General features: G+C 70.4%; 23 protein-coding genes. 9 read left to right on the top strand and 14 right to left on the bottom strand.

The window, feature by feature from the left end; genetic code table 11:
* Positions 1 to 40 precede the first annotated feature (40 nt).
* From G6O69_RS18215 to G6O69_RS18180, 8 genes are all read right to left on the bottom strand, one after another.
* A complete protein-coding gene (locus tag G6O69_RS18215; RefSeq protein WP_172304774.1) occupies positions 41 to 2,254 on the bottom strand; it encodes a serine/threonine-protein kinase in 2,214 nt (737 codons plus the stop codon).
* Between the two features lie 41 nt (positions 2,255 to 2,295).
* A complete protein-coding gene (locus tag G6O69_RS18210; protein ID WP_255216396.1) occupies positions 2,296 to 3,288 on the bottom strand; it encodes a PEGA domain-containing protein in 993 nt (330 codons plus the stop codon).
* 209 nt (positions 3,289 to 3,497) lie between these two features.
* Positions 3,498 to 3,839: a PilZ domain-containing protein gene (locus tag G6O69_RS18205; protein ID WP_172304772.1), complete on the bottom strand. Its 342-nt coding sequence runs from the start codon at positions 3,837 to 3,839 to the stop codon at positions 3,498 to 3,500.
* Positions 3,840 to 3,947: 108 nt separating this feature from the next.
* Positions 3,948 to 5,297, bottom strand: a complete 1,350-nt coding sequence (locus tag G6O69_RS18200; RefSeq protein ID WP_172304771.1) for a hypothetical protein — start codon at positions 5,295 to 5,297, stop codon at positions 3,948 to 3,950.
* Complete coding sequence (locus G6O69_RS18195; RefSeq protein WP_172304770.1) at positions 5,278 to 6,714, bottom strand: SPFH domain-containing protein; 1,437 nt, start codon at positions 6,712 to 6,714, stop codon at positions 5,278 to 5,280. Before G6O69_RS18195 ends, G6O69_RS18200 begins: the two co-directional genes overlap by 20 nt.
* Positions 6,715 to 6,723: 9 nt before the next feature.
* Positions 6,724 to 7,803, bottom strand: a complete 1,080-nt coding sequence (locus tag G6O69_RS18190; RefSeq protein WP_172304769.1) for an SPFH domain-containing protein — start codon at positions 7,801 to 7,803, stop codon at positions 6,724 to 6,726.
* Positions 7,804 to 7,862: 59 nt separating this feature from the next.
* Positions 7,863 to 8,054: a hypothetical protein gene (locus tag G6O69_RS18185; protein ID WP_176396932.1), complete on the bottom strand. Its 192-nt coding sequence runs from the start codon at positions 8,052 to 8,054 to the stop codon at positions 7,863 to 7,865.
* Positions 8,055 to 8,203: 149 nt separating this feature from the next.
* Entirely contained in the window at positions 8,204 to 9,154 is a 951-nt protein-coding gene (locus G6O69_RS18180) for an A24 family peptidase (RefSeq protein WP_172304768.1), read from the bottom strand.
* 132 nt (positions 9,155 to 9,286) lie between these two features.
* Between G6O69_RS18180 and G6O69_RS18175 the strand changes: the two genes are divergently transcribed.
* The 3 genes from G6O69_RS18175 to G6O69_RS18165 are packed head-to-tail and all read left to right on the top strand — an operon-like array spanning position 9,287 to position 11,424.
* Positions 9,287 to 10,285 carry a hypothetical protein gene (locus tag G6O69_RS18175; protein ID WP_172304767.1) on the top strand — a complete coding sequence of 333 codons (999 nt, stop codon included), beginning with the start codon at positions 9,287 to 9,289 and terminating at the stop codon, positions 10,283 to 10,285.
* Positions 10,286 to 10,306: 21 nt separating this feature from the next.
* Positions 10,307 to 10,996, top strand: a complete 690-nt coding sequence (locus tag G6O69_RS18170; protein ID WP_172304766.1) for an RsfS/YbeB/iojap family protein — start codon at positions 10,307 to 10,309, stop codon at positions 10,994 to 10,996.
* Complete coding sequence (locus G6O69_RS18165; protein ID WP_172304765.1) at positions 10,996 to 11,424, top strand: 23S rRNA (pseudouridine(1915)-N(3))-methyltransferase RlmH; 429 nt, start codon at positions 10,996 to 10,998, stop codon at positions 11,422 to 11,424. The genes G6O69_RS18170 and G6O69_RS18165 overlap by 1 nt, the downstream gene beginning before the upstream one ends.
* 225 nt (positions 11,425 to 11,649) lie before the next feature.
* On the opposite strand, the gene G6O69_RS18160 is transcribed toward G6O69_RS18165, so the two are convergent.
* Together G6O69_RS18160 and G6O69_RS18155 are read right to left on the bottom strand one after the other, a co-directional pair.
* A complete protein-coding gene (locus G6O69_RS18160; protein ID WP_172304764.1) occupies positions 11,650 to 12,156 on the bottom strand; it encodes a YceI family protein in 507 nt (168 codons plus the stop codon).
* Positions 12,153 to 12,911, bottom strand: coding sequence for a hypothetical protein (locus tag G6O69_RS18155; protein ID WP_172304763.1), 759 nt, complete (start codon positions 12,909 to 12,911; stop codon positions 12,153 to 12,155). Before G6O69_RS18155 ends, G6O69_RS18160 begins: the two co-directional genes overlap by 4 nt.
* Before the next feature lie 360 nt (positions 12,912 to 13,271).
* On the opposite strand from G6O69_RS18155, the gene G6O69_RS18150 reads away from it, so the two are divergent.
* Both G6O69_RS18150 and G6O69_RS18145 read left to right on the top strand, forming a co-directional pair.
* Entirely contained in the window at positions 13,272 to 14,021 is a 750-nt protein-coding gene (locus tag G6O69_RS18150) for a hypothetical protein (protein ID WP_172304762.1), read from the top strand.
* A 292-nt stretch (positions 14,022 to 14,313) separates the two neighbouring features.
* On the top strand, positions 14,314 to 15,390 hold the full coding sequence (locus tag G6O69_RS18145; protein ID WP_172304761.1) for a glycosyltransferase family protein: 1,077 nt from the start codon (positions 14,314 to 14,316) through the stop codon (positions 15,388 to 15,390).
* A gap of 24 nt (positions 15,391 to 15,414) precedes the next feature.
* Here G6O69_RS18145 and G6O69_RS18140 read toward each other — a convergent pair whose 3' ends face one another.
* On the bottom strand, positions 15,415 to 16,338 hold the full coding sequence (locus G6O69_RS18140) for a zinc-dependent peptidase (RefSeq protein WP_172304760.1): 924 nt from the start codon (positions 16,336 to 16,338) through the stop codon (positions 15,415 to 15,417).
* A 130-nt stretch (positions 16,339 to 16,468) separates the two neighbouring features.
* Here G6O69_RS18140 and trmA point away from each other — a divergent pair, with 130 nt between their 5' ends.
* Positions 16,469 to 17,563, top strand: coding sequence for a tRNA (uridine(54)-C5)-methyltransferase TrmA (gene trmA / locus G6O69_RS18135; RefSeq protein WP_172304759.1), 1,095 nt, complete (start codon positions 16,469 to 16,471; stop codon positions 17,561 to 17,563).
* A gap of 7 nt (positions 17,564 to 17,570) precedes the next feature.
* On the opposite strand, the gene G6O69_RS18130 is transcribed toward trmA, so the two are convergent.
* Positions 17,571 to 18,191 carry a hypothetical protein gene (locus G6O69_RS18130; RefSeq protein WP_176396931.1) on the bottom strand — a complete coding sequence of 207 codons (621 nt, stop codon included), beginning with the start codon at positions 18,189 to 18,191 and terminating at the stop codon, positions 17,571 to 17,573.
* Between the two features lie 244 nt (positions 18,192 to 18,435).
* Between G6O69_RS18130 and G6O69_RS18125 the strand changes: the two genes are divergently transcribed.
* The 3 genes from G6O69_RS18125 (at position 18,436) to G6O69_RS18115 (ending at position 21,832) form a co-directional block, all read left to right on the top strand.
* The gene (locus G6O69_RS18125) at positions 18,436 to 18,753 is read left to right on the top strand and encodes a hypothetical protein (protein WP_172304757.1); all 318 of its coding nucleotides are present in this window, start codon (positions 18,436 to 18,438) and stop codon (positions 18,751 to 18,753) included.
* A gap of 359 nt (positions 18,754 to 19,112) precedes the next feature.
* The gene (locus tag G6O69_RS18120; RefSeq protein ID WP_172304756.1) at positions 19,113 to 20,213 is read left to right on the top strand and encodes a histidinol-phosphate transaminase; all 1,101 of its coding nucleotides are present in this window, start codon (positions 19,113 to 19,115) and stop codon (positions 20,211 to 20,213) included.
* Positions 20,210 to 21,832, top strand: coding sequence for a glycerol-3-phosphate dehydrogenase/oxidase (locus G6O69_RS18115; RefSeq protein ID WP_172304755.1), 1,623 nt, complete (start codon positions 20,210 to 20,212; stop codon positions 21,830 to 21,832). Before G6O69_RS18120 ends, G6O69_RS18115 begins: the two co-directional genes overlap by 4 nt.
* Before the next feature lie 204 nt (positions 21,833 to 22,036).
* Here the strand turns inward: G6O69_RS18115 and G6O69_RS18110 are convergent, their stop codons facing one another.
* Both G6O69_RS18110 and G6O69_RS18105 read right to left on the bottom strand, forming a co-directional pair.
* A complete protein-coding gene (locus G6O69_RS18110) occupies positions 22,037 to 23,809 on the bottom strand; it encodes a HAMP domain-containing sensor histidine kinase (RefSeq protein ID WP_172304754.1) in 1,773 nt (590 codons plus the stop codon).
* Positions 23,806 to 24,483, bottom strand: coding sequence for a response regulator transcription factor (locus G6O69_RS18105; RefSeq protein WP_172304753.1), 678 nt, complete (start codon positions 24,481 to 24,483; stop codon positions 23,806 to 23,808). The genes G6O69_RS18110 and G6O69_RS18105 overlap by 4 nt, the downstream gene beginning before the upstream one ends.
* Positions 24,484 to 24,485 lie beyond the last annotated feature (2 nt).

The raw sequence follows: 24,485 nt of genomic DNA, 5'->3' as shown, positions 1-24,485 counted from the left end.
TCCCCGCACGTCGTCAGGTGCGGGAAAGATTCACAGACTCTCACTCTTTGGCCTTCATGCGCGCCTCGAGCCAGCGCCGGCGCTCGCCCCCCAGCGAGCTGCCCAGGCGCTCCGCCTCGGTGTAGCGCTCGAGGCCGCAGCGATAGTCGATGGTCTTCACGCAGGCGTCCCCGGCGTAGACGTGCAGGCGCGCGCGCTTGGGCCTGAGCTCCACGGCGCGCTCGATGAAGCTGCGCGCCTGACGAAATTCGCCGCGATCGAAGTGCAGCTGGTAGAGGCCGATGAGCGCGTCGACGTTGCGGCGATCCCCGCTCAGGGCGCGGTTGAACAGCCGCTCCGCGCGACCGTCATCCCCGCCCTCGTAGGCCTCGCGCGCGGAGACGACGAGCGACTCGGCCGAGTCGCGCCCCGGCTTGGTGAGCTCGCCCTTCGCTCCGCTGGCCCCGCCCGTCTCTGCGCCCGTCTCACCGGTCTCGCCCGTCTCACCGGTCTCGTCCGTCTCACCGGTCTCCTCGGCCTCCTCGGCCTCCTCGGCCATGCCGGACCCGGTCAGCGCGGCAGCCTCGGCGCCCTCCCCCGCGTCCCCGTCCGGGCTCGCGAGGCTGTCGAGCAGCAGGCCGATGTCCTCGGACTGGCGCCTGGACAGGGCCTGCTCCCTGGAGAGCGCGGCCAGCTTGTCGTTGCGGCGGGCCTGATCCGTCTCGGCCAGGGCCGTCAGGGGCTCGAGCGCGACCAGCTGCCCGGGGGTGAAGGTCCCCGCCTCGGCGCGCGCGCGCAGCTCGACGAGCTCCTTGGGGCTCAGGCCCGCGCGGGCGTCCGCGACCTCGTGCTCGGGCTCGAAGATCAGCGCCTGCGCGTAGAACTCGCGCGCGAATTCTCGGCCGCCCTCGTGATCCCAGTAGGTGTCGCCGAGGCCTGCGAGGGTGGCCGCGAACTCCTCGCGCAGCTGCGTGCCCACGCGGGGCGCCTCGGCGTAGTCGAGGGTCTCGAGCGCGAGCAAGACCCGGTAGGCCGTGTCGGCCTCGGGGTCGTCGGCGGTCGGGTAGATCCAGCGCGCGTGGGAGGCCGAGGCCCGAGCTCGGTCGCGCAGCGCCGCGACCTCGCGGTTCTCCTCGGCCACGGGCTCGCTCCCGGTCGAGTCCAGCCACAGGGCGGTCGCGCCGGCGACCGCGACCGCGCCCAGGAGCGCGGCCCCGAGCAGCCGCCGCTTGATCTGGGCGCGCTGCTCGACGCTGCGCAGCTCCGACAGGCCAGCCTCGAGGCGCCGAGTCTGGCGCTCGTCGGGCAGCCGCGGCGCGGGCAAATCGTCCCACTCGGTGCGCATCCCCAAGCTCAGCTGGAGCTCGATCAGCGCGGCCTCGAGCGCGGCGGCCGAGCGGAAGCGGGCCTCCGGGCGCTTGGCCATGCAGCGCAAGATCAGCGCGTCGAAACCGGCCGGGAGCTCGCCCTCCATCCGCGTCGAGGGCGGGCGCGCGAGCTCGTTGATGTGCGCCTCACGCTGGGTCCGCTCGCTCCTCCCGGAGAAGGGCAGCTTGCCACAGGCGAGCTCGTAGAGCGTGACGCCGAGGGAGTAGATGTCCGTGCGCTCGTCGAGCTCGAGGCCGCGGAACTGCTCCGGCGACATATAGGCCGGTGAGCCGCCGCGCTTGCCCGAGTTGCCGCCCGAGCCGTCGAGCAGCGCGGCGAGGCCAAAGTCGACGAGCTTGACCTGCTCGCGCTTCTTGGCGTCTCGGCCGAGCATGATGTTCTCGGGCTTGACGTCGCGGTGGATGAAGCCCTGATCGTGGGCGTCCTGGAGGCCCTTGCAGACCTGGCGGGCCAGGCCCAGCAGCCGCGCCGGCTCGAGCCTCCCCAGGCGCTGGCGCTCGGCGTAGAGGCTGGGTCCGTCGACGAGCGCCATCACCAGCATCAGCCGACCGTCGGGCAGGGCCTTGAAGTCCACGACCTCGACGATCCACGGCGAGCCGAGCCGCCCGATGGTCCGCGCCTCCTCGCGAAAGCGACGGGTGCGGACGGGGTTGGCCCCCGAGTCGAGCAGCTTGGCGGCGAAGCGGCGCTCGATGTCCAGGTGGCGGACCTCGAAGACCACCCCCATGCCGCCCTGGCCGAGCCAGCGGATCAGCTGCAGGCGCGTGCCGGGGATCGTGCTCCCGGGGGTCAGCTTCACTGGACGCGAGGCGTCAGCGTCAGCGTCGGCCGCCGCCTCGCTCGGCTCCGACGCGGCCCGCGGCTGCTCGTCGGGCTGCGTGCGCACGAGCGCGGCCCGCATCGAATCCCCTGCGGACGCGCTCACTGCTAGAAGCGCCCCCTCAAGCTCAAGGTCCCCCCCTGCTCCCCACCCTGAGACCAGACCACCAGGCCGACACCCGTTGCGAAGCTGCCCGCGCCGAGCACCGCCAGGACCACGCCCAGCGGCCGCGTGGTGTAGACGTAGCGACAGTCGCCCTCGGCGTCGACGTCGAGGCCCGTGCACCGCCCGGCCACGGGCTTGTCGTGCAACGCGATGAGCACCGAGCCGGCCACGCCCATGGCCACGCCCAGCCCCAGCGAGCTCCAGCCCGGCCAGCTCGGCCGCTGCGCGGCGACCGGCAGCAGCGTGATGTGGTGCCGCTCCTCGACGCCACCGACGACGCTCAGCTCGCGCGACTGGGCCTTGTAGCCGCGGGCCCCGAGCTCGAGCTCGTGGCTGCCGATGGGCAGCTCTCCGGTCCAGGGCGTCGACCCGCGCCGGCCGCCGTCGATGCGCACCCAGGCGCCGTCGGGATCGCTGGTGATCTGCACGCGCCCGGGCGCCGCCTCGAGCCGAGCCAGGCGCTCGCACAGCGGCCCGAGGTCGCTGGCGATCTGCGCCTCGAGCTCGACGAGGCTGCACAGCTCGCAGCTCGAGTCGACGATCAGCGGGCCCTCCAGCGCGGGGTCGCGGGCCTCCCAGTGGAGGGTGTAGCTGCGGCTCTCGCCGTCCACGCGCAGGCCCAGGCTGCGCGACTCGGGCCCGCAGCCCGCGGTGCAAGGCCGCGGCTCACAGACCTCGTCGAGGCTGCGCTCGAAGCTCTCGCGCACGGACTCTCGCTCGCGCTTGGGCAGGGCCTCGCCGACCTGCACGCCGACGAGCGCTCCCCCGAGCTCGCCCTCGCGGCCCAGCTCTGCGTTGGCCTCTGCCCCCGGCTCGGCAGCGAGCGCGGTGTCGGACGCCCGGGTCTCGACGCCCGCCCGAGCCTCGACCGCAGCAGCCCTCACCATTGGTGGGGCCGCGAGCAGCGTGGTCAGCGAGATCGAGATCGGAGTCATCACGGCGTGTCTGCCCTATTCGGTGTCGACAGCGCCGCGATCCGATGAAAGTTTTCCCGGCCGCTCGGCAGCATCTTCGCTAACGATCCGGTCGTGCCAGCCATGCGCCTAATAGTTTGACAGTCTGTGACTGCACGAGCCAGCATGGACGCATGCATTTCGCGTAGTCCCGGGCACCCTTCTCCTCGGCCCAACTACCGGGTCAGGCCTCAAGGCCGCGTCGCGTAGGCCACAAAGCCGCGCAGCCGCGTCCTCGTGCCGAGATCCATGGGCTGAAGCTTCATCCCCCAGATCTTGCGCTCCCCAGCCACATCCCAGTCCGTCGCCCGCACGACCCTGGCGTCGACCTCCGTCCAGGCGGCGTCTCGAGAGCCCAGGCGAAAGCGGACGCGGACGATCCCCGCCGGCGGGCCCACGGTGGTGACCAGGGCCAGGCCGGTGCGAGAGATGTCGAGCAGACGACAGGGCAACACGCGGCTGCCGAAGTCGATCATTCCCACGCCACGCAGCTCGACCCGTGGCTCTCGTCGGCGATCTACCCCGCGTGCCATGACTCGAGTCTAGGCCGCCGAGCCCCAGAGCCCCAGCGAGAATCGACGGGGATCTGCGAGGCGCGAGCGACTCCCCTCCCATCCGAGGGGAATCGATGTTCCATGGATCTAGCGATCGACTCGAACTTTGCGCGGCCAGACCTGGCGCCGACCGCCGCCGTCGGCGCCCAGCTGATAGAGGCCCTCGCGCCCGATCTCGAACACGTAGCCGTCGACCTCGGCGCGCTCGCTCGGCGCGCTCGCCTCGAACGCAGCACCGACCTCGAGGGCCGACCAGCTGCGACCGAGGTCGTCGCTGCGCATGCGCAGCGGACCCTCGTAGCCCTGCTGCTCGACCATGATCACGCCAAAGCCAGGCTCGACGGCGACGGCGTCGACCGGCCCGTAGTCGTTGGGCGCCGGCTGGCCGTGCCGAGGTGAGCGTTTTTCCCAGCTGTCGCCCCCGTCCTCGCTGACGAAGAGCTCGCCGCCCTGGCAAAAGTCGGCGGCCTCGGAGTAGCAGCACTCCTCCCACGCGATCAGCCGGTCCCCCTCGGCCCACACCGCGACCAGGCCGCGCTTCTCGAGGTCGGGGATCTCGATCAAGGCCCAGCTCTCGCCCGAGTCGTCGCTGCGCCACAGCCCCTCGGAGCCGCGGCTCATCCATGTCTGGCTCTCGCCACACAGGCCGCCGTCGGCGAGCCACAGCTGCCCCTGGCCGTCGCTGGTCACGCTCGCCACGTGGGCGAGGTCGCGGGTGTGGCCCTCGCCCGCCTCGTCGATCTCCACTACTTTCGCCGCGCCCAGCCACTCGGCCTCGAAGCCGCACGGCCCGCCCTCGTAGACCAGCAGCTGGCCGTCGGCGAGCCACTCGACCACGTAGACGTTGCCGGTGATCGCGGTCTCTGCCATCCAGCAGCCCTCGAAGACCGGCGCCGAGGCGATCGGACCCCAGTCGCCCAGGGCGAAGTCGTAGCGCTGCACCGCCTGGGAGCCAAAGTAGAGCCCGCCGCCCTCGGGGTCGAGGGCCGACCAGCTGAGGTCGACCTCGGGGACCTCGACCACGAGCTCGAGCGCCTTGGGCTCGGCGCAGGGCACCCGCCACAGCCGCCCCTCGAGGCCGGTCTGGGTCATCGACCACCACGGCTGCTGGCTGCCCACCGCGAGCAGGATCTCGTCCTCATCCCAGGGCAGGATCTGTAGGCGAACTCGCCGACGATCGACCCCATCGTCGAGGCGCAGACGCGTCGACATCTCGCCGATCACGATCAGGTCGCCGTCGATCTCTGCGACGCAGGCCGGCGTGGCCTGGCTCGGCATGCGCCGCTGCGCCTCGGGCTCGTCTTGCTCCCCCGACGACTGCGCCGCCGCGGCGCCCCCGGCGGGCTCGTCGATCTGCGCCGAGGGCCGCGAGCAGGCGGCCGCGGCCAGACCCAGCGCAGTCAGCAGACCCGCGCGCTCACTGACCCATGAACGCACGGGCGAAGTCCCGCAGGCGCAGCACCGAGGGGATGCCGTCGTCGCTTTGGAAGGTGAGCTCATCGGCGAACTTTACGTTGGCGGCGGCCTTCCAGGCCACAAAGGCCCGGCCCGCGGGGGATCCGAGCAGCTGGTTGAGGCTCGCCTGGTACTCACCGACGACCTCCGCCACGAGCGCGTCGCCCTCGGCCTCGAGGCGCGCCGCGACGCCCTCGGCCTCCGCGCGCACGCGCTTGTCGTAGGCCAGCGTCTCCGCCTCGATGTTCTTGATCCCGAGCAGGTAGTTGTCGCCGTACTCCCCGGCCTCGCCGCCGAGAGCCTTGGCGGCCTCGAGCTGCAAGGCCAGCTTCTGCGCCTTCGTCAGCTGCTCGAGGCGACGCCGCGCCGCGCCCGGCTCGAGGTCCTCGGACTCGGCGACCAGGGCCTCGAGCTCGGCGAGCTCCGCCTCGCTCAGCTGCGGCGCCTCGGGCAGCTCGACGCCCTCTCCCTCGGCCCCCTCTCCCTCGGCCCCCTCTCCCTCGGCCCCCTCCCCCTCGGCACCCTCCCCTTCGGCGCCCTCTCCTCCTGCGCCCTCGTCACCTTCGGCGATCTCCCCGTCCTCTCCCGGCGCGCCCCCGCCACCCAAGACCAGCTCCCCCGAGGGCTTGATGGCCAAGAAGCCCACCTGATAGGCGCGGTCGACCCGGGCGAGCTTGGCGACCCAGTCCTGTCCCCGCGCCTTGCCCAGCGCGATCGTCTTTTGCTGGAAGTTGTCGAGCTTCTGCTGCTTGTCGGCGACCTCCTTGCGCGCGCCGTCGAGCAGCTTGTTTTGCGCGTTGAGCTGGATCTGCAGCAGCTGGCTCTCGTACTCGTCGCGAAAGAACACCGCGCGCATCAAGATCGCGTCGGCCTCGACGTGCAGGGCCGCGAGCTGCTCGTTGAGCACGTCCAGGGCCGCGTCGGAGACCGCGTTGCGGCGATCCGTGTCGTAAAAGTCGCTGCTCTGAAGATCCGCGAGGTGCTGGCGGAGCACGCCCACCGTGGTCTCGCGGGTCAGCCGCTGGAAGCGGTAGCCGCTCTGCCCGTCCGAGACATGGTTGCCGGCGCTGACGATCTCCCAGGCCTCGCCGGGGCGGATCCGGTAGGGCACGGAGATGTCGAGGGTGACGATATTGTTGTCCTTGGTGCGGATCTCGAGGGCGTCGTTGCCCAGGAAGTCGAGGAATTGATAGGTCCCCGGGAGCGTCACGATCTTGTGCAGGCCGATCACCTCGAGCTGCCAGCCCGGGTCGAGGTCCTGCTCGACCACGCCGGCGACGTTGCTGCGCCGCACCCCGACCTCGCCGAGCTCGACGTTGGCGATCAGCAGGCCGCGGATCACCAGCAAGACCAAGAAGACCAGCACGAACACGCGACAAATTTTGTTGAGCGCTTGCATGGCGGCCTCCTACTGCTCGAGCACGACCTTGCTCGGGCTGGCGTCGCTGGCCCAAGGCTCGATGTTGATGGTCACGCCCTCGAGGCTCTCGCCGAGGCGCTCCATGACCCGCTCCACGGGCTGGCTGCGGAAGGCCTCGATCTCGGCCCGCTGCGCGCGCAAGTTGGCCGCGAGCTGGCCGTCGAGCTCCTCGGCCTTGCGCCTGGCCGCGGCGAGCTTGGCCTGGCCCTCGCCGATCTTCTCGATCTTGTAGGTGTCGGCGGCGCGCTTGGTCTTCTCGTAGTCGGCGACGGCCGTGGCCAGCTCCGACTCGAGCTCGGCGCGGCGCTCCTGAATTTTTTTGTTCTCGTCGCGGTCGACCTCGGAGAGCTGGCGCTCGCGGTCGGTCGCGGCCCGCTCGAGGTTGGACTTGATGACCTCGAGCTCGTTGCGCAGCCGGTTGCGCTCTTCGATCAGGTGCTCGTACTGCGAGTTGAACTTTGGCCGCGGCGTGACCATCTGGGTGACGACGACGCCGTGGGGCTTCAAGAAGGCGTTGAGCCGGTCTTGAGCACGGGTCGCCGCCGCGCCGTAGTTGCTCGGATCCGACACGGTGATCGTCGACTCGCGGCCGAATTCATCACGCAAGATCGCGCGCGCGTAGGGTTTTATCCATGCCCTGTAGCGATACTCGGTGCCAGCGTCTCGGGCGACGGTCACGGCCTCGTCGCCGAGCACCTGGAAGATCAGCGTGGTGTCCTCGAAGTGAAAATTCGCGCCATCGCTGGCGCGCACGGTCAGCTTCTCGACGTGGAGGTCGTCCTCGCTGACGTCGCCCTTCATCTGGAAGGTCTGCGGGCTGGCGTCGAGGACGTGGAGGCTCTGGATCCCAAAGGGCAGACGAAACACCCAGCCGGGCTGGGTCACCGCCGTGGACGAGCCGGTGAGGTTGTTGACCCGCACCGCCACCTGCCCAGGCTCGATGGTGGTGAAGGACATGAACACCATCGCCACGAGGATCACCGCGCTCGCGGCGATCCACAGGTACTGAGTGACATCTCCCGCGCGCGCACGTAGCTGCGTCACGTTGTCGAGGTTGAAGTCGGCCATGACGCGCGCACTCTAGCGCGTTACGCCCGCAGTCTTTCGCCCTCAATGATGTTTCGAGCTCAGATCTCGAACTCGACGACCGCGCTCCCAGACTCCCGCTGCGCGGGGCGGTGCGCCGGCCGATGCTCCGTTCGGGGCGGAGGCGGCGCGTGGATCCGCCGCTCCTCCTCCCAGCTGCGTTCTTCCTCGGGCGTCGGCGTCCGCTCGTGACGGACCCACCGAAATCGCTGTGGTCGTATACGCGCTGCCATGCTGACCTCGCTCAAATCATGACCCGAGTCGGGGCGTCGTGCCGCAGGAAGTCACGCAACCTTTGCATGTCGGCCACTGGCGGGTTCTCAGCGCCGAGGCGGGACGCCACATGAATCACCCTCACGCGCTCACCCTCCGGGGGCGCCGCTCACACACCCATCATCCAAGCGAACAATCCATCGATCTGCCGACGCAAGAGCACGAACTCGAGGGCAGCGAGCGCCAAAAAGGGACCAAAGGGCACACGCTTGCCCATGACCCCCGCGTCGGGGTCCTCTTCGCCCAGCTCGGGATCGTCGCCATGAATCTCCTCGAGCTCGCTGTTCGCCGGCTTGCGCCCCGTCAGCAGCATGGGCACCGAAACAATCAAGCCCTGGAGCGCGCCGGCTCCCAAGGTCCAGGCGATCGCCATCGGCCCGCCAAAGATCCCGACCATCAGCAGGAGCTTGCCGTCACCCAGGCCGATCGCCTCGATATCGCGCAGTTTCAGGTAGATCCAGCGGATCGCAATTACCAGCGCGAGCCCGCTGACGCCCGAAACAATCCACGGGATCGTCACGGCGTCGAGGCGCTCGGGCCAGCCGATGACCACGATCAGGCCGACGACCGAGACCCCGAGCACGACCTCGTTGGGGATGATCCACGCGTCGAGGTCGGTGAAGGTGATGATCACCAGCGACAGGCAGAACAAGAACCATATTTGCCAGGTGATCAGGCCCTCGACGCCGCCACCTTCGAGCAAGGGGGTGATCACGTAGAGCATGTAGAGCGCGAAGCTCAGCAGCCCGGCGACGAGCTCGACGAGCAGATAGCGCAAGGCGAAGGGCGCCCCGCAGTGACGGCAGCGCCCGCGCAAGATCAGGTAGGAGAGGATCGGGATGTTGTCGTACCAGGCGATCGCCGTGCCACAGTCGGGACAGCGCGAGCGCGGGCGCGAGACCGACTCCCCCGCGGGCAAGCGATAGATCACCACGTTGGCGAAGGAGCCCCACAGCGTCCCCCAAACGAACGCGGCCACGCGCAGCCAGGGGCTGAGCAACAGCTCGATGATCGTGGGATCGACCGGAACGGGCAAGACGGCGGGAGCGCTGCCGAGCACCGCCCAAGTGTGACACGGCTGGGAGCCGGTGGTGAAACTCTCGCCCGCGCGACGTTCTGCGCACGGCCCCCGACTCCCCCCGCGCGGCTCCCCCCGTTCACAGCACCCCAAGAGCGGTTATCCTCGCTGCGCATGGGGCCCAAGACCCAGCCTCGACGCCGCGGCGTCTGCCCGGCGCTGCTCCTCACCTTCCTGGCCGCCGCGTGCAGCGAGGGCGAGGACCTCCAGGATCTGCGCGCCATCCCCGAGACCCTCGCCCGGGATCCCGCCGCCGACGCCGAGGCTCGACTCGAGCGCTTCTCGGGCGCCCAAGATTGGGAGGGCCTCGTCGAGCTCCTCGCCGTCGACCACGCCCTCGCCCGCGAGCTCCTCGGCCCGCACCGCCTGCGCTACACCGCGAGCTACCGCTCGGCGCCCCTCGGGATCGAGGCGGATCCCAAGTCCGGCGCGCTCCCGCCCGTCCCCGTGGGCGATCCGATCTACGAGGCCTTCTCGGTCGACGAGCAGCTCGAGCTGACCTGGGCCGCGGCCCCCGGCGAGGCGCCGCGCTTTCACCTCGACCAGCGCACCGGCCCCGAGCGCGGCCGCGAGCTCACCGTCCTCGACGAGCGCGCCTGGAGCCGCGTCGATCACTACGGCTGGTACGCCATGCCCCTCGACGGCCAGCTGTGGCAGGTGTGGCTCGACGACGCTCAGCACGCGGCCCTCGACCTCGTCGCGCTCGCGGGCCCGGCCGCGGAGATCGACGGCGTCGAGGCCCTGGAGATCGACGGCCGCCCGGTCCTGCGTGTGAGCCTGCGCCCGAGCGAAGCTCACTCGGAGCGGGTGGTCGAGGCGCCGACCCCCTGGCGCGGCGACGCCGACATCGAGCTGCGCAGCGGCGAGCTGACCCTCGATCGCGCCACCGGCCTGTGGCTGGCTGCCAGCTTCGAGATCCGCTGGACTCAGGTCGTCCCTGGGGGTTCTGGCGGGCCGCGGCGCATCCAGGGCGAGGTCCGCTTCTCGGGCAGCGTCGAGCCCCTCGCCGAGGCGCCCAGCGTCGAGGCCCCCGCCGCCGCCAGCCCCCTGCCCGAGCGCGAGCGTCCCGAGCTGCTCCGCGCGCGCCTCCTGGACGGGCTTGCCGGCCCTTGAGCGCCCAGCTATAGCCCCCCGGTGCAGCAAAAGCAGACATGGACGCGCGCCGACTTGCCGCGACCCCTCGCCCTCGCCCTCGAGGCAGCGATCGAGCGTGGCGCGCGGCTGCCCGTGATCCTGCGCCTGACTGAAGTCGCCGGCTACACCGACTGGGCCCTGCTGCTCTCCGCTCGCTCCGATCGTCAGGTGCGCGGCGTCGTCGAGGGCGTCGTCGAAGCCATCGCCAAGGCCCCCGCCGCGCCCGAGGACAGCGAAGAAGACGAGGTCGAGCTGCTCGGCAGCGACGGCCTCGACCACTACCTGTGGTCGCTGCTCGACTACGGCGACTTCCTGATCCACGTGTTCTACCACCCCGTGCGTCGCCACTACGACCTCGAGAGCATGTGGAGCGACGCCCCCCGAGTCGAGCTCGAGCTCCCCGCCGAGCTCCTCGACGCCAGCGACCTCGACGGCCTCGCGGCGCCGGACCCCATGCCCGACTTCCGCGGCGACATGAACTTCGGCGGCTTCGACGACGAGTTCGTCGACGAGGACCTCGACGACGAGGACTTCAGCGACGACGACTTCGGCGACGACGACTTCGGCGACGACGACGAGAGCCTGTTCGAGGACGAGGACGAGGACGAGGCTGGGGTCGTCGCGCCCGCCAACGAGCGCCCTCGCCCGACGCCGGCGCCCGCCAGCGACGACGATCTCTTCGAGCCCTGATGCGTCTGCGCCTCCTCGCCGTCGGCAAGCTCAAGCAGCCTGGCCTCGAGGCCCTGGTCGAGGACTATCGCAAGCGCTCGCGCAGCTTCCTGCCCATCGAGGCGCTGTGGCTGCGCGACATGAACGCGCTGCGTTCCCGCGCTCGCGCCCAGCCCGAGGCCCCCAAGGTGCTGCTCGACGAGCGCGGTGAGCTGCTCGACAGCGAGGGCCTCGCGGCCTGGCTCGGCGACTGGCGCGACCGCGGCGTGCGCTGCGTGGACTTCATGATCGGCGACGCCCACGGCTTCGAGGACAGCGACCGCGGCGAGGCCGAGCGCGTGCTCGCCCTGTCACGCATGACCTTGCCCCACCGCCTGGCCCAGGTCCTGCTGGTCGAGCAGCTCTACCGCGCCGGCACGATCCTCGCCGGGCACCCCTACCATCACTAGAGCGGCGACCGGTTTGAAGGCGCGCCGTCAGGTGCGTCTGGGCGGTTCCGTGGCGAGGAGCTAGTGTGCGCGCCAGAGGACTTGAAGGGTCTCAGGCGCCGGACCGCCGGTTGCTGACGAGGCGCGAGGAGGGAGTTTGTCGGGCACAAATGACTGACGAGCAACGAAGTCAGCGGCCGGTGCTTCAAGCCTGGGGCCCTTCAAGTCCTCTGGCGCGCACACTAGCTAGAGCGCTGGGTCGAGGTCGAGCTCGACCCGCACGCGGTCCTGCAGACGGATCGCCCCGGCCAGCGCCTTGTAGGGCGGGATCCCAAACTCGCTCGGGCGCAGCTCGACGCTGGCCCGGACGCGGCCCGAGCCAGGGTCGCGCGTCGCGTGGATGGTCAGCGAGCGCGCGACGCCGTGGAGCGTCAAGCTGCCCTCGACGCGCAGCCCCTCGCCCTGCTCGCGCAGCGTCCCCTCGAAGTCGACGCTGGGGAAGCGGCGGACGTGCAGGATCTCGTCGCGGATCGTCGCGACGATCTTGGCGCGATCGCGGCGGCCGAGGGCCTCGGGGTCCAGGCGCCCCGCCGACATCACCCCGTCGACGACGATCGCGGCCGGGTCGAGCTTCGCGTGCACGCGCTCCCCCGATCGACCCACACACGGACCGCCGACGCTCAGGCGCAGGTCGTGGGCCACGCGCGAGAGCAGCCCGGTTTTGTAGGTGAAGAGCTGGACCTGGTGCGTCATCCCTCGCCCTCGCAGGCGCTGAGATCGGCGCTGTCATAGGCGACCTCGATGCAGCCCAGCACTGCCTCGTGGGTCGCGGCGCTGCGCGTCTCGGCCTCGGCCAGGAGCGTATCCACACAGCCCTCGAGCAGGGGCTGAAAGTCCGCGAGCGCCTCGGCGCTCAGTCCAGGGACCTCGGCGAAGGGCTCCATGCTCGAGACCGCCAAGATCCGCATGCACGCCGCCGACTCCCGCGGCGCCGCGGCGACCGCCCGCACCCCCGCGGGGTGCTGCGTCTCACAGGCGAGCGCGGCCTCGGGGGAGCGCGCGGCGTAGATGCACGCCGAGAGCTCGGCCCAACCCTCCGGTGTGCGAAACGCCCTCGCCGTGTCCATGTGGGCCGGGCAGCTGCGCTCGGGCTCGGCGTCGGCGAGCTTCGCCACGGCCAGGCACAGATCCACGAGCTCGCCGATGGCCTGCGGCGCGACGACGTCCAAGTACGCCTCGTCCTCGTCTTGCGCCGGCGTCTCCCAGGGCGTGGGCGCGGGCCTCGACGCGAGCTCGGACTCGTAGCCCGTCGCCATGTCCAGGCTCCCGCCGTAGCCCATCGAGGCGCTCGAGTCGGGGGCCTCCGTGCCCCCAGCCGAACGACAGCCCGCGGCGACGGCCAAGGCAGCGACCAGGCCAGCGACCAGACCCGCGCGAGCGCTGGCGTGCCAGGCCGTGCGTCCCCGCGGGGGTGCGGGCCTGGGGAGGACGAGAGATCGTGAGCTCACGAGCGCGAGTGTAGCCGATCGCCACAGACCGCGTGAGCGAGACCCGAGCCGTCCTCGCTCGCGCGCCCTCTCGACCTCCGATCTCCAGCCCCAACGACTGATCGAAAGACAGCCGCGCGCACGCACGACCCGCAAGCCAACACACGCACACGAGCACAATCAAATCCAATCACCCATCGCCTCGAGAACGGGCCGCTCTCCGGGCGCAGCCCAGTGGGGAGGCGAGGCACATATCCACAGTCCAGGCACGCAAAGACAATTATGGCAATTCACGAACTGCAACATTAACAAACCACTGGACTTAACATTCGCCACTGCTACCTTGGCGCGCATGAACGCTAAAAACCAAATGATGCACAGATGAGCAACAACGTCTACGCATCGTACAACGGCTCGCAGCTCGGCTTCACCGTCCGCGACTTCGCGCTCAATCAGCGTTCCTTCTCGAATAACGGCGTGAGCGCCAGCAGCATCGCCGCCGGCACCAACGGCGACGTCTACCTGACCGCCGCCAACCACATCTATCACTACAAGATCGACGGCACCCTCGTCCGCGACATGACCTTCCCCGACAAGGGGATCATCTACTCGAGCGTGGTCGTGCGAGGAGACCGGGTCTACGCGACCTATACCGGCTCGCAAAAGGGCGTGACCGTCCGCGACCTCAGCCTCGAGCAGCGCTCCTTCTTTGCGACCGGGGTCGAGGCCAACGGCGTCGCCGCGGGGCCCAACAACGACGTCTACATCGCCGCGGGCAACAAGATCCTCAACTACAGCACGGGGGGTCAGCTGATCAAGGACATGACCTTCCCCGTGTCCTCGATCAACTACACCGACATCTCCGTGCTCGGGAACACCGTGTTCGCGGCCTACAACGGCTCGCAGCTCGGCTTCACCATCCGCGAGCTCGACCTGAGCCAGCGGGCCTTCCACAACATTGGTGTCAACATCGCTGGCATCGCCGCGGGCCCCAACAATGACGTCTACCTGACCTCCGCCAACAAGATCCTCAACTACGGGACGAACGGCAGCCTGATCAAGGACATGACCTTCCCCGTGTCCTCGATCAACTACACCAGCGTCGCGGTCATCTTCGAGACCACGACCTGAGCCCGCGCCGGGCTCCCTCCTCGGCGCGCCGAGCTGAGCCAGGCCGCGCGGCCGTCGATACCCCCTGGCCATCGCGCCAGCCCGGGCTCGACGGCCGCGCGCGTGCGAGTGCGCTCCCGGGGCACCTGGGAGCAGGCGGGCGATGTGATTGCGCCCACAGCAGCCCGCGAGTGGCTGCTGCGGCGAGCTGACGCCCGCTGACTCACGAACACCGCGCGAGCGCACACGACGAGCCCTGCTGCGGCCGGACCGCCCGGACCGCCCGTGCTATGGTCCGCGGCCGCCGAGGACCATGGCGCGGATCGTCTACGCACTCACCTCCCAAGGCCGCGGGCACAGCTCGCGAGTCACGGCCATGGCCGAGGCCCTCGAGGCCCGCGGCCACGAGCTGCTCTTTTGTGCTGGCGGCGGGGCTGGTCAGCTGCTCGCCGAGTCGGGGCGGACCGTGGTCTCGGTCCCGGTCCTGCGCCACAAGATGCACAACAACCGCATCCGCCTGTGGACCAGCTTGGCGTCCATGGGCCTGGTGACCGCGCGCACGCACAAGGTCATCCCTGCGCTCGTCGAGCGCTTCCGGGCCTTCGACCCCCAGCTGCTGATCACCGACTTCGAGAGCTACTCGGTCCGCGCTGCCCGGCGCATGGGCCTGCCGCTGATGTGCTTCAACCACCAGCAGGTGCTGACGCACACCCGCTACGAGGTCCCCCCGCGCTACCTCGCGGACGCGGCCTTGGCCCGGCTGGTGGTCAACATGGCCGCGCCGAACAACGCCGAGCACGTGCTCGTGAGCTCCTTTTTCTATCCCCCGCTGCGCGACCCGGCGCGCTCGTCCCTGGTCGCGCCGATCCTCCGCCGGGCGATCCGCGAGATCGAGCCGCAGACCGGCGAGCACGTGCTCGTCTATCACAACGACCCCACCGGCCTGCACGGGCTGCTCGAGGCCATGGCCGCGCTCCCCGAGCAGCGCTTCATCGCCTACAACTTCGAGCCCCCGGCAAACGCCGCGGCCATGCCCAACATCCAGTTCGTGGCCGCGGAGGTCGAGGGCTTCCTGCGCGACCTCGCCGCGGCCAAGGCGGTTGTCTGCACCGCCGGGTTCACGCTGATCTCCGAGGCCCTCTACCTCGGCAAGCCGCTGCTGGTCATGCCCAACGAGGGCATCTTCGAGCAGACCCTCAACGCCCTCTACCTCGAGCGCGACGGCCTCGGCGAGGCCATCTACCACCGCGTGCCCGAGGCCGCGGATCTCCGCGCCTTCCTCGGCCGCCTCGACCGCTACACCGGCCGCCGCCCGACCCAGCTGCGCTGCGGAAACGACGACGCCGTGGCCTGCATCGAGGCGGTGCTCGAGCGCCTCGGCGCACGCTGAAGCCAGCCCCGAGCTGGCCCGCGCTCAGTGAAACTTCCCCGGCCTGCGCCGCGGGGGCTTGCTCGCGGGATCCTGGCCAAAGTACTCGCAGAGCATCTCGTAGAGCTCCGCGTCGCTGTTTTGCAGGGCCCGCGGGCGCTCGAAGAAGGCCTCGACGGCCACGGCGAAGAACTCGGCCTCGTTGGTCCCCGCGTAGTCGCGCAGCACGTGGGGGTAGCGGTGGCGGCGGAGCCGGGCCAGGCGGTCGGCGATGATCTCCGTCCACGGGGCCGCGCTCGCCCACTGCGCGCCCACGGGGTGACCGTCGGCGTGGCCGTCGGCGAAGTCGAGCACGTGGGCGAGCTCGTGGAGCCCGACGTTGTGCCCGTCTCGCCGGCGAAAGCCGCGGCGGAGGTCTCGCTCCGAGTAGAGGATCGGCCCCTGGGCGTGGACCATGCCGGCGATGTCCTCTCCCTCGTGACCCTCGGCGTGATAGTCCTCGTCGAAGGCCCGAGGGTAGACGACCACGTCGCGCAGCCGCGGCCACTCGAAGCGCGGCATGCCGTGGCCGAGGATCGCCGCCGACGCGGCGATCAGCAGGCGGGTCTCGTCGCCCAGGGGTAGGCGCGCGTCCTCGGGGCCGGTGCCGTAGATGCGCTGCTCGGCCAGGAAGATGCGCACGTCGTCTTCGAAGCGCCGCCGGTCCTCGCCCGCGTCGAGCTCGCAGTAGAAGGCGACGCGGCGCTCGAGCACCCGCCGCCAGTCGTCGGGGAAGGGGGTCGAGACCAGGCGCCGCCGCCGGTAGTAGCGCCAGGTCATGCCCAGGTACCACAGCGCGCCAGCGCCGACGCCGAGCACGGCCACGATGATCGGCGCGCCCTCGCTGGCCAGGCTCGCCAAGCCGGCGGCGATCAGCACGGCGGCGACCACCGCGTGGACCCGGATCTTGGCGGCGGGCCAGACCTGCACCGGGCGAGGATAGCCCCGCGCGGCCCGCCAAGCTCGGTCTTCCCCGCGAGCGCGGAGCGAGCGCGATGCGGTCGGCCCGAGGAAGGGGTTTATCATCCGCCCTTCGGCCGCTGAGGGCGGCGAGGACCCCATGACCGCGAAGCTCGTCGACCCCCAAGCCTACCCCGAGCTGCTCGCGGCCAAGTGCGCCGAGGTCCAGGCCCTGCTCGCCCCCTTCGACCTGCCCCCACCGACGATCGTGCCCTCGCGGCCGAGCGGCTACCGCATGCGCGCCGAGTTTCGGGCCTGGCACGCTGGCGAGCGCCTGTTCTACGCGATGTTCCCCCCCGGGGAGTCCAACAACCCGATCGAGATCACCGACTTCCCCGTGGCCTGCGCGACCATCCAGGCGCTCATGCCCCGGCTGCTCGTCCGCCTCCAGACCGGCGAGCTGCGCCGCCGGCTGTTCCGCGTGGAGTTCCTCAGCACCCTCGCCGGCGACACCTGCGTGACGCTGATCTACCACCGCAAGCTCGACGACGCCTGGGAGGCCGAGGCCGCCGCGCTCGCCGAGGCGCTCGAGATCTCGATCGTCGGGCGCAGCCGCCGGCAAAAGCTCGTCGTCGGCCGCGACTACGTGACCGAGCGCCTGGTCATCGACGGCCGCGCCTACCACTACCGCCAGTACGAGCAGGCCTTCTCCCAGCCCAACGCCGAGGTCAACACCAAGATGATCGAGTGGGCCTGCGCCGCGGCCCGCGAGCTCGACGGTGACCTGCTCGAGCTCTACTGCGGCAACGGCAACTTCAGCTTGCCCCTGGCCGCGCACTTCGACCACGTGATCGCCACCGAGGTCGCGCGGGACTCGACTCGGGCCGCCCTGCACAACCTCGAGGCCAACGCCGTGACCAACGTCGAGCTCGTGCGCCTGTCCGCCGAGGAGGTCACCCAGGCCCTGGCTGGGGTGCGAGAATTCAAGCGCCTGGCCGGGCTCCCCCGCCCACTGGGGAGCTTCGACCTGCGCACGGTCTTCGTCGATCCGCCGCGCGCGGGCCTCGACGACGCGACCTTGGCGATGGTGTCCGCCTACGACACCATCATCTACATCTCCTGCAACCCCAAGACCCTCGCCGCCAACCTGCGCAGCCTGAGCGAGACCCACGAGGGGGTTCGCTTCGCGCTATTCGACCAATTCCCCTACACCGAGCACATGGAGTGCGGCGTGGTCGCGAGGCGCCGTCGTTAGAGATCTACTAGAGGTCTTCGAATGACGTCGAGGGCGTGACGGTGGTCTTGGTCGACTTGGTCGACTTCGTGGACTTGGTCGAGCGACGGCGGCGCTTCTTGGCCTTCTCCGCGGCTTCCTTCTCGGCGGCGAGGCGCTCGGCCTCGGCCTTCTCCGCGGCGATCCGCTCTTCCTCGGCCTTCTCCGCGGCGATGCGCGCGGCCTCGGCCTTCTCCGCGGCCAGGCGCGCAGCCTCGGCCTCCTCGGCGGCGACGCGCGCGGCCTCTTCGGCCTCGTCGACCTCGGCGGAGGCGACCGCGAGCCCAGCGGCGGCTTGGGTCCCGGTCTCGACCCCAGGGTTGCCGAGGACGACCAGCGCGGCGATGGCGACTGCGCTGACCGAAGCGGCGAGGATCGCGACGATCTTGACCGTATTGCTGGATTGGGCCTGTCCGCGGGCAGCAGCGGCGGCCGCCGCGTCTGCGGCCATCGAACCGGTGGACGCGATGTGGACGCTCGGATCGGGCTCTGGCTCGGGAACGAGCTGAACCGCGCTCTCTGCGGCTGGGGTCATGGCCAACTCATTGGCTAGTTGACCCAGAAGATCGTCGAATTCGGCCTCGGCTTGCTTTTGTGCGGGCGCACTCATGATGACAACTCCAACGGCAACAACACGTAGTCGATCTATCACAAAATTCAAAAGCGTCGAGGCGCGTGCTCGCAATGGAGCCATCGCCAAATCGCCATGTTTCGAGTTGCCACTGGATAGAGTCGTCGCCGCCCGCCGGTCACTCGCTGATCTTTCGCGGCCGACTTCGGGGGCATCGTCGCCCTCGAAAATCCTCGCGCGCGCCGGGGTTGCGCATGCTCGCCGCCGACACAGCTTTGCAGCCGTGACGAACCCCGACCGCCGACACAGCACCCCGCGCGCCTCGACCACCGCGAAGCGGGCACGCGGCCGCCGACGCCCGGGAAAGCTGGCGATCTTCGCCCTGCTCTTGCTGCCCCTGACCTTGCTGCTACACGCGCCGCTGCTGGCCATCGTCCCCGGCGCGCTGCTGACCGTGGCCGGCCTCGAGGCCCTCGACGATGCCGGCCATGATCGCAATGTCGCGCCCCCGGCACTCGTCGCCGCCGACGACATCGAAGAGCTCGCCCGGGTCGCCGCCGCCAGGCCGATCGCGTCCCAGAGTCGGCGCGTGTCCCTCTAGAGCGGCGAGTTCGGGAGAGCGGCGAGTTCGGGAGAGCGGCGAGTTCGAGCGCACGCGCCTCGAGCTGCGCAGCAGACGCGAGCGATCGACGAGGCGCGCGCAACGTCAGCGCGCAGCTCCGCGCGAGGCTTCGCGGTGAAGACCGTTCACGACCTCCGCAGGTGCGCGGGTGCGTGCGCGGCGATTCATCACTCTCTCCGCAAAGCCCCACAAACACACGCGCGCGGTCAATTTGACCGTTGTCACTCGCAGCGCTCGGCGCAGCGGTTCAGGGTTTCGCTGCAAAGTGCTTTCATGGCGCCGCCTCGCCCGACCGGGCGTCGCCAAGATCAGGAATGTACAGCCCGAAGCAAGACCGTGTGAACGCGCCCGAGGGTGTCGAGCTCCCGCTCAACCTCGGCCTCAACGACGGGACCTATGCGCCCCAGCGCTGCCTCGAGGTGTTCAAGCGCTACACCTCGCGCACCGACCTGCGCAACTACGGCACCCCCGACAACGCGCCGCTGCGCCAGGCCATCGCCAAGGTCGACGGGGTCGAGCCCGACAACGTGTTCTTGCACAACGGGACCGGGCCGATCCTCAAGCAGGCGATCCCCTACCTGCTCAAGCGCCGCGTGCTCGACTCGCCGCGCCGGATCCTCCGCCACGCGGTCAGCCGCGCCGGCTTCCCGATCATCACCCCGCGCTTCACCTACTCGAAGGTGCCCAAGAAGGCGGCCGAGGGCGGCATGCACGTCGACATGCTGCCCCTCGATCCCGGCGACGACTTCCGCTTCGACGTCGATCGCCTCGAGCGTCGGCTCGAGCGCGGGCCGGGGTTGGTCTACATCGTCAACCCCAACAACCCCACGGGCAACGTGCTCGTCACCCGCGACCAGATGATCCCGCTGTTCGAGCGCTTCCCCGAGGCGCGCTTTTGGATCGACGAGGCCTACGTGCAGTACGTCGACCCCGAGCAGCACGGGGTGTTCTCCTCGCTGGTCCCCCGCTTCCAGAACCTGATGGTCAGCCGGACCTTCAGCTTCGCCTACGGCCTGGCCGCCGTGCGCATCGGCTACCTGCTGGCCAAGCCCAGCTTCGTCCACGACCTCGAGAAGCAGATCACCGACTACCGCCTGGGCACGCTGCAAGAGCAGCTCGGCGTGGCCGCGCTCGAGGACCCCGACCACCTGCCCTTCGTGCGCGAGGTGACGGCCAAGGCCCGCGAGCAGCTCTACGCCGGCATCGCCGAGCTCGACGGCATCCAGGCCTTCCCCTCGCAGGTCAACTTCATCCTCTGCCGGTTCACCGACGGCCGGCGCGGGGCCGAGCTCAAGGCCAAGCTGGCCCAGCGCGGGATCCTGATCAAGATCTTCGAGCCGGCCTGCGGCTTCAGCTACGACCCCTACTTCCGCCTGACCATCGGCCTGCCCGAGGAGAACGCATTCTTGCTCGAGCAGATGGCGGAGGTGCTGGGGTGAGCGCGCCCAAGCTCGACACCCTCGATCGCCAGGCCACCCTCGAGGCCATGGCCAACGAGCAATTCGATCTCGTGGTCATCGGCGGCGGCATCACTGGCGCCGGCATCGCCCGCGACGCCGCGTTGCGCGGGCTGAGCGTGGCCCTGATCGAGGCCGCCGACTTCGCCTCGGGGACCTCGAGCCGGTCCTCCAAGCTGATCCACGGCGGGCTGCGCTACCTCGAGCGCGGCGAGATCAACCTGGTCCGCAAGACCGCGCTCGAGCGCAAGGAGATCTACAAGCTCGCGCCGCACCTCTCGGAGCCGCGCTGGATGGTCATGCCCATGGGCGGGCGGACCAAGCTCTATAGCCTGCGCCTGGCGGTGACCACCTACGAGCGCCTCGGCGCCGTCGAGTCCCGCGACATCCACCGGGCGTGGAGCGGCTCGACCCTCGCCGACGAGGAGCCGGCCCTCGACCGCAAGCGCTTCCCCCACGCCCTCGCCTACCGCGAGTACCTGACCGACGACGCGCGCCTGGTCATCGCCAACATGCGCGCGGCCGTGGCCTCGGGCGCGCGGGTCATCAACCACGCCCCGGTCGTCGGCCTGCTGCGCAGCGGAGACCGGGCCACCGGCGTCGAGCTGCGCTGCGCCCTGACCAACGCCGAGGTCACCGTCCAGGGCAAGGTCATCGTCAACGCCACCGGGCCGTGGGTCGAGGCGCTCCAGAAGTACGAGAACCCCGACGCGGCGCCCCTGCTCCACCTCAGCAAGGGCATCCACATCTCGATCCCCGCCAGCAAGCTGCCGGTCCGCAACCTGCTGGTCCTCGACACCGCCGACAAGCGACGGATCTTCGCGATCCGCCGCGGCGAGGTCGTCTACATCGGCACGACCGACACCACCTACGAGCCCGGGGCCGAGATCTGGCCGCAGATCACCCGCGAGGACGTCGAGTACCTGCTCGAGCCGATCCCCCGCCACTTCAACACCGGGCCCATGGGCCTCGGCGACGTCGTCGGCGCGTGGGCCGGGCTGCGCCCGCTGATCGCCGATCCGACCAAGAAGAACCCCTCGGAGCTGTCGCGTCGCGACGAGCTGCTGACGGGCCCTCTGGGCGTGATCTCCGTCGCCGGCGGCAAGCTGACCGGCTACCGCGGCATGGCCCGGCGAGTGCTCGGCACCGTCGCCGAGCGCCTCGGCCGCGAGCTGCCCACAATCAGCATGGAGGAAGAGGGCCCGCTCCCCGGCGGCGACTTCGACGGCGACCTCCCTGCCCTCGCCGCGGGCCTGGCCGAGCGCCACGGCCTCGACGAGGTGACCTCCGCCCGCCTCGCCCGGCTCTTTGGCGCCGAGGCCGAGCAGGTCCTCGCCCAGGGCGCCGAGCCGCTCTTCGAGGGGGCCACCTGCGTCAGCGGTGAGGTCCGCTGGGCCGTCGAGCGCGAGGGCGCCGCGACCCTCGAGGACATGCTCTACCGCCGCACCCGCCTGCCGCTCTACGGTCTGAGCGCGGCCGCGGCCATCGAGCCGCTCGCCGACGCCATGGCCGCGGTCCTCGGCTGGGACGCGGCCCGGCGCGAGCGAGAGCTCGAGGCTGCGCGCGCGCGCCTGGCCGACGACCTCGCCTTTCAGCGCTGAGGCGACCCCGGCCGCCCGCGCGCCGGGTGCCACCACGGGCTCCTAGGAGCCCGTGGTGAAACCCAACACGACACCTGGCTTGGTCTTTTCGCCGAAGGCTTTGTCGCCAAAACTTGCAGTACGCCCGGTACAGCGGCGTTTTGGCTTCGCGCCCTCGACGAAAAACCCGGCGCCAGGAGCCGCGCTGGGTTCCACCACGGGCTCCTAGACCGCGACATCTTCGGGCGTGGCTCGATCCGCGATCAGATCGACGCGCAGGCCGCCCTGGTCCGCGCGCCCGAGCTCGAGCGCGAAGCCGTGGCGCGCCGCGACCCGAAACACGATCGCCAGGCCGAGGCCCTGGCCGGTCGGCGCCCGCGTCCTCGCCTCGTCTCCCCGCGCCCCCCGCTCGATCAGCCGCTCGAGCTGCTCTTCGGGCACGCCTGGCCCGTCGTCGATCACCCGCACCCGAACCCGCTCCTCGGCCAGGCGCTCGAGCAACACGGCGACGTGGCCGTGGGGGCGGTTGTAGCGGATCGCGTTGTGGACCACGTTGCTGACCGCCTGCTCGATCATCGTCACGTCCCCACGCACGAACACCGGCTCCTCGGGCTCGCTGGCGTCGAGGGAGATGTCGCGCTGCTTGGCGATGGTCCGGTGCCGCGCGATGACGCGGTTGATCAGCGCCGAGAGATCGACGGGCTCGTCGAGGCGCATGGGCTCGCTGGCGTCGAGCTTGGCGGCGATCGCCAGGTTGGAGAGGATCGAGCCGATGTAGTGGACCTCGTCCATGGCCGCGCTCACGGTCTCCCGCTCGCAGCGCTCGCCGGCGCGCAGCTGCTCGTCGAGGGTCGTCATGTGATCCGCGAGCACGGTCAGCGGCGTCATCACGTCGTGAGTGGTGTTGGCCACGAACTCGCGCAGCGCCAGCTCGCGGCGCTGACTCTCGGCGAAGCGGTTGCGGACCTCGCGGGCGGCGGCAGAGAAGGCGCGCGAGAGCTCGGCGATCTCGTCGCGGCCGTCGAGCTCGACGGGCTCGGCGAAGCCTGCCGAGGCCGAGCGCTGGACGAGGTCCGCGAGCCGACGGATCCGCCGCAGGATCGGCCCCGAGGCCACGAGCACCGCCGCGAGCATGGCCAGGACCGGGAGCAGCCAGATCGGCTTGGCCGGCAAGATCGCCCCGAGCCAGCCGGCGGAGGTCGTGCCCTGGGCGAGGATCACCGCGCACGGCCCCTCGGACCACGACATCTTCACGAGCACCAGGACGTCATCGTTGAGCAGGGTCTCGTCGACGCTCACGAAGGAGCGCTCCTCGAAGCCCGCGAGCAGCTCGGGATCGAGAGGCGGCGCCTCGGGATCGAGCGAGCCCAGCTGCGCGTCGTAGGGGAAGAGCACCGGCGGCTCTCCGTGGGGTCGATCCGAGAACAGCTCGGTGAGGATGTCCTTGAGCCCGCCGAGGCCCTTGCGTCGCTGCTTGCGCTCGGGTGGCCCGTCTCGAAAGGGGCCGGGGCCGTCATTCCTGAGCAGGTCGTCGTAGTCTTCCCGATCCCCGCCCGGCGGACCGTCGTGGTCCGCCGGTCCATCGTGATCTCGCCAGTCGTCGTCGCCTGGCGGGCCGTCGTGATCTCGCCAGTCGTCATCGCCTGGCGGGCCGTCGTGATCTCGCCAGTCGTCATCGCCTGGCGGGCCGTCGTGATCCGGCGGGCCGTCGTGATCCGGCGGGCCGCCACGGCCTCGCCGGCCGTCACGATCCGGCCCAGGTCCCTCGCGCATCGGCCCCTCGTGGATCAGCGGGACCACCGGATTGCCGCCCCAAGCCCCGGGGTCCGCCTCACAGCGCCTGCGCTCCTCCGACACGTGCAGCCGCGTCGAGCTGGCCAACAGGCGCTCGGCCGCGTCATGGCGAAAGCGAGCGTCGACGACGTAGAGCCCGATGATCAGCGGGCCAGTGACGGTCAGCGTCGCCAGGGCCAGGCGCGAGCGCAGGCGCAGCTTCAAGGCTCCTCCTCGCTCTTCCTTCCCAGGCGATAGCCGATCCCCCACACGGTCTCGATTGCGACCGCGTCACCGAGCTTCTTGCGCAGCCGCGACGCGTGGACATCCAAGGTCCGCGCCGAGCCCTCGCGCTCCGGATCCAGCACGTTCTCCACCAGCCACTCGCGGGTCAGCGCCTGACCTGGCCGCCGAGCCAGGGCGGTGAGGAAGGCGAGCTCCGTGGGCGTGAGCGAGATCAGCTCGTTGCCGATGCGGACCTCCGGGACGGCGAGGTCCATGCGCAGCGACCCGTGCTCGATCACGTCGCCGCGCTGGAGCGCCGGGCGACGCAGGCGGGCCCGGACGCGCTCGATCAGCTCGTCGGGCCAAAAGGGCTTGGTCATGTAGTCGTCGGCGCCCAGGCGCAGCGCCTGGACCTTGTCACGGCTGTCGTGACGGGCGCTGAGTACCAAGACCGGGACCTCGGAGCTCGCCCGCAGATCCTGAAGAATCTCCATGCCCCCGACCTCGGGGAGCATCACGTCCAAGATGACGAGGGCGACGCCCGCGAGCTCTTCTCGCTCGATGCGTCGCCCTCGTCGCCACCAGGCGACGGTGTAACCGGCTTGGCGCAGGCGTTCGACCACCTGACGACCCAGCTCGAGATCGTCCTCGATGAGTAGGATCCCTTCACTCACCG

The organism is Pseudenhygromyxa sp. WMMC2535 (assembly GCF_011083025.2).
The sequence above is the reverse complement of the archived record's forward strand: the minus strand, read 5'-3'. Positions and strand labels throughout refer to the sequence as shown.

Coding starts and splice junctions, on each gene's coding strand:
- G6O69_RS18185 (WP_176396932.1), bottom strand. CDS start 8,054: ATGGCAGCGCGTATACGACCACAGCGATTTCGGTGGGTCCGTCACGAG.
- G6O69_RS18175 (WP_172304767.1), top strand. CDS start 9,287: ATGGGGCCCAAGACCCAGCCTCGACGCCGCGGCGTCTGCCCGGCGCTG.
- G6O69_RS18145 (WP_172304761.1), top strand. CDS start 14,314: ATGGCGCGGATCGTCTACGCACTCACCTCCCAAGGCCGCGGGCACAGC.
- G6O69_RS18195 (WP_172304770.1), bottom strand. CDS start 6,714: ATGCAAGCGCTCAACAAAATTTGTCGCGTGTTCGTGCTGGTCTTCTTG.
- trmA (WP_172304759.1), top strand. CDS start 16,469: ATGACCGCGAAGCTCGTCGACCCCCAAGCCTACCCCGAGCTGCTCGCG.
- G6O69_RS18160 (WP_172304764.1), bottom strand. CDS start 12,156: ATGACGCACCAGGTCCAGCTCTTCACCTACAAAACCGGGCTGCTCTCG.
- G6O69_RS18150 (WP_172304762.1), top strand. CDS start 13,272: ATGAGCAACAACGTCTACGCATCGTACAACGGCTCGCAGCTCGGCTTC.
- G6O69_RS18210 (WP_255216396.1), bottom strand. CDS start 3,288: ATGACTCCGATCTCGATCTCGCTGACCACGCTGCTCGCGGCCCCACCA.
- G6O69_RS18130 (WP_176396931.1), bottom strand. CDS start 18,191: ATGAGTGCGCCCGCACAAAAGCAAGCCGAGGCCGAATTCGACGATCTT.
- G6O69_RS18165 (WP_172304765.1), top strand. CDS start 10,996: ATGCGTCTGCGCCTCCTCGCCGTCGGCAAGCTCAAGCAGCCTGGCCTC.
- G6O69_RS18190 (WP_172304769.1), bottom strand. CDS start 7,803: ATGGCCGACTTCAACCTCGACAACGTGACGCAGCTACGTGCGCGCGCG.
- G6O69_RS18205 (WP_172304772.1), bottom strand. CDS start 3,839: ATGGCACGCGGGGTAGATCGCCGACGAGAGCCACGGGTCGAGCTGCGT.